The following is a 6,874-nucleotide window of genomic DNA, read 5'->3' as shown; positions in this document are numbered from 1 at the left end:
GGTCGACAGAGATTGAAATCAGGGGGCCGGACCATCCGGCCCCTCTTCGATGACTTCCGGGTTGTTGTCAGTGGCGGGGCCGTTCTATCAGCTGCTGGACCAGGCGCTGCTCGAGCCAGAGTTCGGCCGCGCGCCGCACCGTCCGAGGGCTGGTGTAGTACCGCTCCAACCACCGCCAGTCCGATGGAGTCGGCGTCGGCATCAGTTCGCGCGGAATGCCGTTCCGCTCCCGGTATTGCTCGATGCATCGGGTCACAATCGCCGGATAATGCTCGCGTTGCGGCGCCGGTACGGTCATGACCTCAAGCCGGTTGAGCAGGGCGCTCGGCATGAGCCTGATCGAATTCGCCGTGCTGATCCAACTGATGAACGACAAATTGGCGTGCCCGCCCAGGAACTCGTCGAAAGTGCGAGCCGCGGTGGCGGGCTCAAACAAGCTCAGGAGGGCATCCCACGGATGCCCGTTATGGGTGGCGGAGCCGGGCTTATCGATCTCATCCAGCGTGATGATCGGATTGGCGACCCCGCCCTCATGAATTACGGTCAGCGGTCGGCTGGGGTGCCCGGTGGCCCAGCCGCGGGCGGTGCCGATCAGATCGCGCGCATCGGCTTTGCCGCCGAGGCTGATCAATTGCACCGGGACTTTTGATAATTGGCCGAGCCGGTTGACATAGCTGCTCTTGCCGAGGCCGGGATCCCCAAGCAAGAGCAAGGGCGACAACTGAAAATAGCCTCGCCCCAAGGCGCGGGCCGAGAGCTGCCGGATCACCCAGTCGGTCACGCGAAGAAACCAAGGGAATTCCTCATTCAAACTCTGTTGAAGATGCTGAAGATCCGGAACTGGGGCCAAGGGGGTTGGAAGTTCAACCCGGACTTGGTAGCGCTTCAAGACTTCACTCACGACCCGGTCCTTCGAGGGGCTGATGGCTTCGAGCACGTAAACGCCGCCGCCCGTGGCAGAGACTACCTGCTCGCCCAGGCAGCGGACCTCGGGCAAGAGCGGGGCGAGGGCTGAATGATCCAGCACGATGCCGATCAGCTGGCCCACCCATTGCACCGCCAGCCGGGGATCGATGGCCGTCGCGTAGCGTACCAGACTCAAGAGTTGATCTCCCAAAGTCTTGCGTCGTTCATCCCCTGAGGTTGTCCGCAGTCGATCGAGCCCCAGGTCAAAGGCTGCCTTAACCCGCTCGAGTGCCTGGGGGTATCGCACGGCAAGGGCATAGGTGGCCTCGAAATGCCCGAGTACCGCCGCCGTGGCCCCAAACCCTTCGGCTAAATCGGGCCGACGGCCACCGGCTTCCCCCGAGCCATAGATCTGCGCCAAGCGATAGGCGACTTCACCCAGGCTTGCGGCGAGGTCATCATTCTTCAGCCTTTGGTGCCAGACGAACAACTGGTTGAGCGCGGCTTTGACCTCTTCGGCCTCGAGCCGGTCTGCTTCGTCATCGGCATCGGCAAACAGCGCCTCAATCTCGTCCGCAGTCGGTTTTGAAAACGACTCGTTCATGCGGCCACCCTCAGTTCAGCGCCTGGTGTAGAGGGCTGTTGTAGGACGGTGTCGGCTAAGGCCAGAGATTTCGGATGACCTTGCGTTGCCGCGTGGGCAATGACGGCAAGGGCCAAGTGCAGCACGTCCTGATCCTTGTAGTTGCTTTTGGCGGCATTGTAGAGCCACACGACCAGTCGGGCATTATCTTGGGTATAGCCGCCCAGGGGATCGATCCGATCGACCGAGGCAACCCAAGGGGAGCGGGCCCGTTTGGCCAAGGAATCGCCGGCATTCAAAGGCTGCATTGGAAGTCCCGTCGCTTCGCAGATACCCCGTGCCAGGCGTTCCTCGAACCACTCGACCGTCAGATCAAACGGGAGGCCGAGCTTTTTGGATTTGCAGCGATACTGATAGAATAGGGCCCGCGCCGGCTCGTCACGGCGGAGTGCCTGGGCTCGCTTAATGCCACGGCCGTTGTTTTTATCGTAGTCGCGGCAATAGCAGCGCAAGCAGAGTCCGGACTTGCGGGTATGGATGCCCACATGGCCACATTCCCGACAGATCAAGTTGGACCTTGGTACCTTGGGCTCACGAAGCAAAGGCATGCCTGTCGTGGTGCATAACTTTTGCCTCACACGATACCTTTGTGCATGAACGCGGTTATAGCAGGGGCGGCAAAGCTGAACCTTTTTGACAGATACGGGTGTGTGACGGCAGGCTGAGCAAAGTGCTGCGGGAGTGTGGCTTTGGGCTCCGCTCGCGGAGCTATGAATGGCAGAAGAATACGGTTGTAGGTGATTTTTGGGTTCTTTTTTCATACAATGATGTTGAGTTCTCGTTCGTTAAAGTAAAGTGAACTCCCGCTTCGCCCTTTAGGTTGAAACTTGCCGGTTGTGATCTGAAGGGAGAAGAGGTTTACAAAATCACATGTGCAGCGGTGGTTACAGCTTGCACAATGTCATCTTGCTTTCCCAAGCTTGTCGGCGGGTAATTCAAACACTGTTGCCGTTGCGCCGAATCATAGTCCCAAGCTTCGAGATCCATTGTACTACGATTGTATGATCGTGCAATTATAGTAATCGTGATTTGTGATCGATGTCACAGTATATTTGGCTATGAATGTGCTTGGAACGAAACTAAAAGCAATTCGGGGCTCCCGGACGCTCGATGAAATGGCGACCCTGCTGGGATTTCACAAAAACACTCTGGTGAACTACGAACGTGGTGGTCGTTTGCCGGATGTGGACTTCTTAGCGGTCGTCGCGGCCAAGACCGAGGCCGATTTTCTGGACCTGGTGCGGTTGCGGTTAGAGGTCAGTGAGTGGGCAGAAGCCCGCGCCCAAGCGCGCGTACTCAAACGTTGGTCAGATCAGTCGGGCTCCGCAGGAATCGATTCACCGTCAGTGATGGATTCTTGGGAAGTTACATTTCCTATTTGCTCCATGGGGGGTAGGGCGGATCAATCAGGAGCGAATAGCGCCGTTGAGTCGTATGACAGGGAGGCTGGAACGGATTGGATTCGGGCTGAACTCGCCCCAGCCGATCAACGGCTTTGTCTTTATCGGATTACGGGTTCATCGTTCGATCCGACCCTGCGGGATGGTGATCTTGTCTTGGTGGATCGAGTATCAGTTATGGCCGAGCATGAAGGCATTTACTTGCTGCAATTGCACGAGGGGCTACTCGTGAAGCGCCTCCAAATCCTGCCACAAGGTAAGCTTCGGTTTTCCAGCGATAACCCTGCTTACCATGCGTTTGAGCTTCGCCGTGACGAACTAACCGATGGCCAAATCACGATCATGGGGCGAGTGGTGCGCGTGCTAAGTAAATTATGACTTGGCCGACAGAATCACCCGAGGTGGGGCGGGAAGATTGAGTGACAAAATTTAAAGCTTAAGTGCTTTTCAGGCTGATTCGACAAAGGGAATCGCTTCAGGCGCATCATGTACTCCATTTGTAGAGCCTCATCTTCGCTAAGTGGACAGGATGACAGGTGGCTAGGCGATGAGTGCCGTCGTTGCCGGTGTAAGTTTCGCTTCAATCCAAAGATCTGTGGGATGACGAAAAGCCAGACTCCATTTGTCTTGGATGTTATTTTAGCTAGTGTTTTTGTTCTTTAACGGCGGCCCGCCGTCGTCGCATATATTCCCTCATGTACTCGGGATTTTTGGCTTGCCAGCCGGACTTGCTGACCTTTCGGCGTCTATCCCGCTCAGCGTCATCCAGTCGTGGTCGGCCGGGTCCCGGCGCCTGACGCCGGGGCGTGCCGTCCTTTTTGTATCCATAAGGTGAGACTAAGGACACGGCCCGGTTCACAATACCCCGCTTGTACGCCAGGATTTCCAGCATTCTATCGTCTACGGTACGAAGGGCATGCAAGTAGGTGATGGCGACCTGCTGGTTCTGACCGATCCGATTAATGCGATCCTCCGCTGCGTATTTCGGTGAACGTGATCGGCCGTTTCGGTGATGGTGACCGGTTGAATGAAGTGGTATTGCGCGGGGTTTAAATTCTACCTGAGTCGGTCACGATGATGGTGTTTTCGGATGGTTAGTTGGTTCTTTTTTCCGCAGGGATTCTCCTTTTAAGATGAGTCGGTGAGACTGATGGACGAGGCGGTCGAGGATGGCATCGGCCAGGGTGGCATCCGAGCGACTCACCGGCGCCTTGCTCGACCGCCTGACCCACCGCGTGCATATTCTCGAGATGAACGGCGACAGCTACCGCTTGGCTCAGAGCCGGAAACGCAAGCTCAAACGGCCCGGAGCCGGACGCCAACTAAACCGCTTCCTCAAAACGAAGAAAGGGGCCACAAGGCCCCTTTCTCGTGCCGCCCTGGGACACGCTTTCTCCGCCCCGCCGGTACATTTTCACCGCTCTCCCGCGCTTTTTGTGGTGCAGTGAGGGATCGGCACCGTCGTCTGTTTGGAACTCTCCGCATGAGGGCCGGCCCAAGGGCCTATGCTACCTCCCCATCTTTTCTTACCGACACCGTCGCTCTCGGCCACACCCTTTCAAACGGAAAACACCCGCGTCAGCACAATCGTTCGGAGCACGTTATCGTTGGCGAATTGCCCAAGCTGTGGGACGCCCAGCCGACGTGTCCATAGTTGCTATACCCGTGATCTGGCTGACCTGCCAGTAGCGGGCAGGTCGGTCACGCTCCACGTGGAAACCCGGCGTTTTTACTGTCATCGGCAGGATTGTCGATGGCGTGGCTCTTGCCGCCTCGCACTGCGGCCCCGGAGACCTTGCAGGTTCTGATCCAGGCGGTTCGCAATCGGGAGGCGATCGAAATTAGGTATCAGTCGATGACCGATCCGAAAGCATCGTGGCGCTGGATTTCGCCGCATGCGTTTGCCTCGGACGGCCGGCGATGGCACGTTAGGGCGTATTGCCATACGCGGAAGGACTTCCGTGATTTTGTCATTGGGCGGATCGAAACAACCCGGAAGCGCAAACCCAGCGAGATCGAACCCGAGCTGGATCATGATTGGCATACCCGGATCGACGTGACCCTGATTCCTAACCCTGCACTCTCGTTGGAACAACAGGAAGCGATCGCTTATGAATACAGAATGTCGCGCTCAAAACAGCTGAAACTCAGTGTTCGAAAATCCTTACTGTTTTATCTCGAAAGACAATTGGCTTGGGCGCCTGAGACGCCAGAAGCGCGCCAAATCGTGATCAGCTACGATTAAAGCCTAGCTCATTCGCCACATTGTATTGGCGTCAGTCATTTCCTACGCGATTTTAAGCTTTGGCTGACTTGTGGATCGTGACGGGTGCCTGTCAGAGTGTATCGGGACCGAACGCCTCAAACACTCACAGGATGAATCGCCATGGCCGATAATTTCTCGTATTTGGATCAATTCACGCGCGAAGAGGTTGCTGAATTCAAGGAAGCCTCCAAGCTCAAGGCAGTCGAGAGGCAACGCGGAGAGCAATTTTTGCTCTCCGCCGCGACCGGCGTCCGCCGGCGCCGACTGATTGCCGAGGGCGATTCCTGGTTTGATTACTTGCCGGGCACCGATTTGATCGATTGTCTCCGAAATCTATTCGACTACGACATTGAGAAATTCGCCAAGGCTGGCGATACCCTCGAGAACATGATTTTTGGCACGGGGATCAACCGCCATTTCGAGCGCGAAGTGCCGCAAATTTATACGATTCTCCGGCGTATCGAGCAGATCAAACCGAAGGTCTTTTTGTTTTCCGGCGGCGGAAACGATGTGGCGGGCGATGAATTCGATTTGTATTTGAATCACAAGCTGAGCGGCTTGCCGGCGTACCGGGAGGTATTCGCCGATCAGATCATTAACGGCGTCTTCCGAACCTATTTCGAGGGGATGATCGCTGCGGTAGCTCAGCGTTCTCCAGGAACGCACATCGTGGTCCATGGATACGGGCATACCTTCCCAACCGGCAGAGGCGTCGATGTGCTTGGCTGTACATTTGCCGGGCCCTGGCTTAAGCCGGCCTTGGTGAAAAAGGCGATCCTCGATGAAGTCGAGCAACGGTCGATCGTTTTCGGCCTCATCGACCTCTATAACGAGATGCTCGCCAGTTTAGGTGGCGCTCATCGCAACTTCCACCATGTGGATCTTCGGCCGATTCTTGATCCATTTACCGATTGGGCCAATGAGCTTCATCTGACCAACAGCGCTTACGCGCGAGCCGCGCGTGAAATCCATCAGACCATTGAGCCGTTGTTCAGCTAAAAGAACAGCCCTCCACAGGCGGGGCCCGCCGGGGCTCCCGCAGGGGGTCTGCCCCAGCGGTGGGTGGTCCCTGTGGTGGGGTGATCAAGACAAGCAGTCGATCGGCGTCGTGCTTCGCTATCAAATTCACATCGGTGCGGTCCCATAACGGGTATGCGGATCGAACAGGTGATTCTCTTCGAATTGAAAGCAGGCGGAAGTCTTTGGTCTCCGGTCAAGGCGAAGATCGCCTATCTCTGTTTGGCGGATGGGCGAAATGTCCGAGTGGTGCGGCGATCGACCCTCGAGAAACTGGCGGCGCGAGGGATTCTCGAAGCGGATTCCGAGGGCGAGCAATACAGCGACACGTATTGGCGCGTGAGCCAAGCAATTCACGATCGTTAATTCTTCTGTAGATCTATGATTATAAAAAGTAAAGCGGCACTTAAGGTGAGTTTAACAGGGACCGTATTTGACTGGTCTCTACAGCGAATTGTCTGGGCCAATTTTGCCTTCCGGTGAAGCCTTTCCCGCTTTAAGCAGGACCGAGACTCCTAAGGAACCTCTGAATAAATCGCCATGTTAAGCTTTTCGCCATTCGACTGGAGTGGTGACGCGATGAAACAAATCAGCTTTGCCTCGTTGGCGTTTGACGCCAAGAAGAAACAGACTCGCCGAGAG

Annotated in this window: 6 protein-coding genes and 3 pseudogenes; 6 read left to right on the top strand and 3 right to left on the bottom strand. The window is 56.3% G+C overall.

Features of this window, described 5'->3' with window-relative positions:
- Positions 1-67: 67 nt before the first annotated feature.
- Together ABJK70_RS17855 and ABJK70_RS17850 are read right to left on the bottom strand one after the other, a co-directional pair.
- Positions 68-1,510 (bottom strand): AAA family ATPase, encoded by a 1,443-nt coding sequence (locus tag ABJK70_RS17855; protein WP_347258649.1) that lies wholly within the window; start codon positions 1,508-1,510, stop codon positions 68-70.
- The gene (locus ABJK70_RS17850; RefSeq protein WP_347258648.1) at positions 1,507-2,034 is read right to left on the bottom strand and encodes a hypothetical protein; all 528 of its coding nucleotides are present in this window, start codon (positions 2,032-2,034) and stop codon (positions 1,507-1,509) included. The genes ABJK70_RS17855 and ABJK70_RS17850 overlap by 4 nt, the downstream gene beginning before the upstream one ends.
- Positions 2,035-2,664: 630 nt before the next feature.
- Here ABJK70_RS17850 and ABJK70_RS17845 point away from each other — a divergent pair.
- Complete coding sequence (locus ABJK70_RS17845; protein ID WP_347258647.1) at positions 2,665-3,327, top strand: S24 family peptidase; 663 nt, start codon at positions 2,665-2,667, stop codon at positions 3,325-3,327.
- Between the two features lie 691 nt (positions 3,328-4,018).
- Here the strand turns inward: ABJK70_RS17845 and ABJK70_RS17840 are convergent.
- Positions 4,019-4,141 (bottom strand): annotated as a pseudogene (locus ABJK70_RS17840) (ATP-binding protein); the annotation flags it as partial.
- Between ABJK70_RS17840 and ABJK70_RS17835 the strand changes: the two are divergent.
- The 5 genes and pseudogenes from ABJK70_RS17835 to ABJK70_RS17815 all read left to right on the top strand — a co-directional run.
- Positions 4,140-4,244: pseudogene (locus ABJK70_RS17835) on the top strand (ATP-binding protein); the annotation flags it as partial. The pseudogenes ABJK70_RS17840 and ABJK70_RS17835 sit on opposite strands and share 2 nt — an antisense overlap.
- A 321-nt stretch (positions 4,245-4,565) precedes the next feature.
- Positions 4,566-4,688, top strand: a pseudogene (locus ABJK70_RS17830) (transposase family protein); the annotation flags it as partial.
- A 14-nt stretch (positions 4,689-4,702) separates the two neighbouring features.
- Positions 4,703-5,194, top strand: coding sequence for a WYL domain-containing protein (locus ABJK70_RS17825; RefSeq protein ID WP_347258646.1), 492 nt, complete (start codon positions 4,703-4,705; stop codon positions 5,192-5,194).
- A 141-nt stretch (positions 5,195-5,335) separates the two neighbouring features.
- Positions 5,336-6,214 (top strand): GDSL-type esterase/lipase family protein, encoded by an 879-nt coding sequence (locus ABJK70_RS17820; protein WP_347258645.1) that lies wholly within the window; start codon positions 5,336-5,338, stop codon positions 6,212-6,214.
- Between the two features lie 153 nt (positions 6,215-6,367).
- The gene (locus ABJK70_RS17815; RefSeq protein WP_347258644.1) at positions 6,368-6,598 is read left to right on the top strand and encodes a hypothetical protein; all 231 of its coding nucleotides are present in this window, start codon (positions 6,368-6,370) and stop codon (positions 6,596-6,598) included.
- Positions 6,599-6,874 lie beyond the last annotated feature (276 nt).

It is taken from the genome of Methylocaldum sp. (assembly GCF_039794385.1).
Classification (GTDB): Bacteria; Pseudomonadota; Gammaproteobacteria; order Methylococcales; family Methylococcaceae; genus Methylocaldum.
Note: the sequence above shows the minus strand (reverse complement) of the source record. Positions and strands in the feature narration are given on the sequence as shown.

Coding starts and splice junctions, on each gene's coding strand:
- ABJK70_RS17825 (WP_347258646.1), top strand. CDS start 4,703: ATGGCGTGGCTCTTGCCGCCTCGCACTGCGGCCCCGGAGACCTTGCAG.
- ABJK70_RS17845 (WP_347258647.1), top strand. CDS start 2,665: ATGGCGACCCTGCTGGGATTTCACAAAAACACTCTGGTGAACTACGAA.
- ABJK70_RS17820 (WP_347258645.1), top strand. CDS start 5,336: ATGGCCGATAATTTCTCGTATTTGGATCAATTCACGCGCGAAGAGGTT.
- ABJK70_RS17855 (WP_347258649.1), bottom strand. CDS start 1,510: ATGAACGAGTCGTTTTCAAAACCGACTGCGGACGAGATTGAGGCGCTG.
- ABJK70_RS17815 (WP_347258644.1), top strand. CDS start 6,368: ATGCGGATCGAACAGGTGATTCTCTTCGAATTGAAAGCAGGCGGAAGT.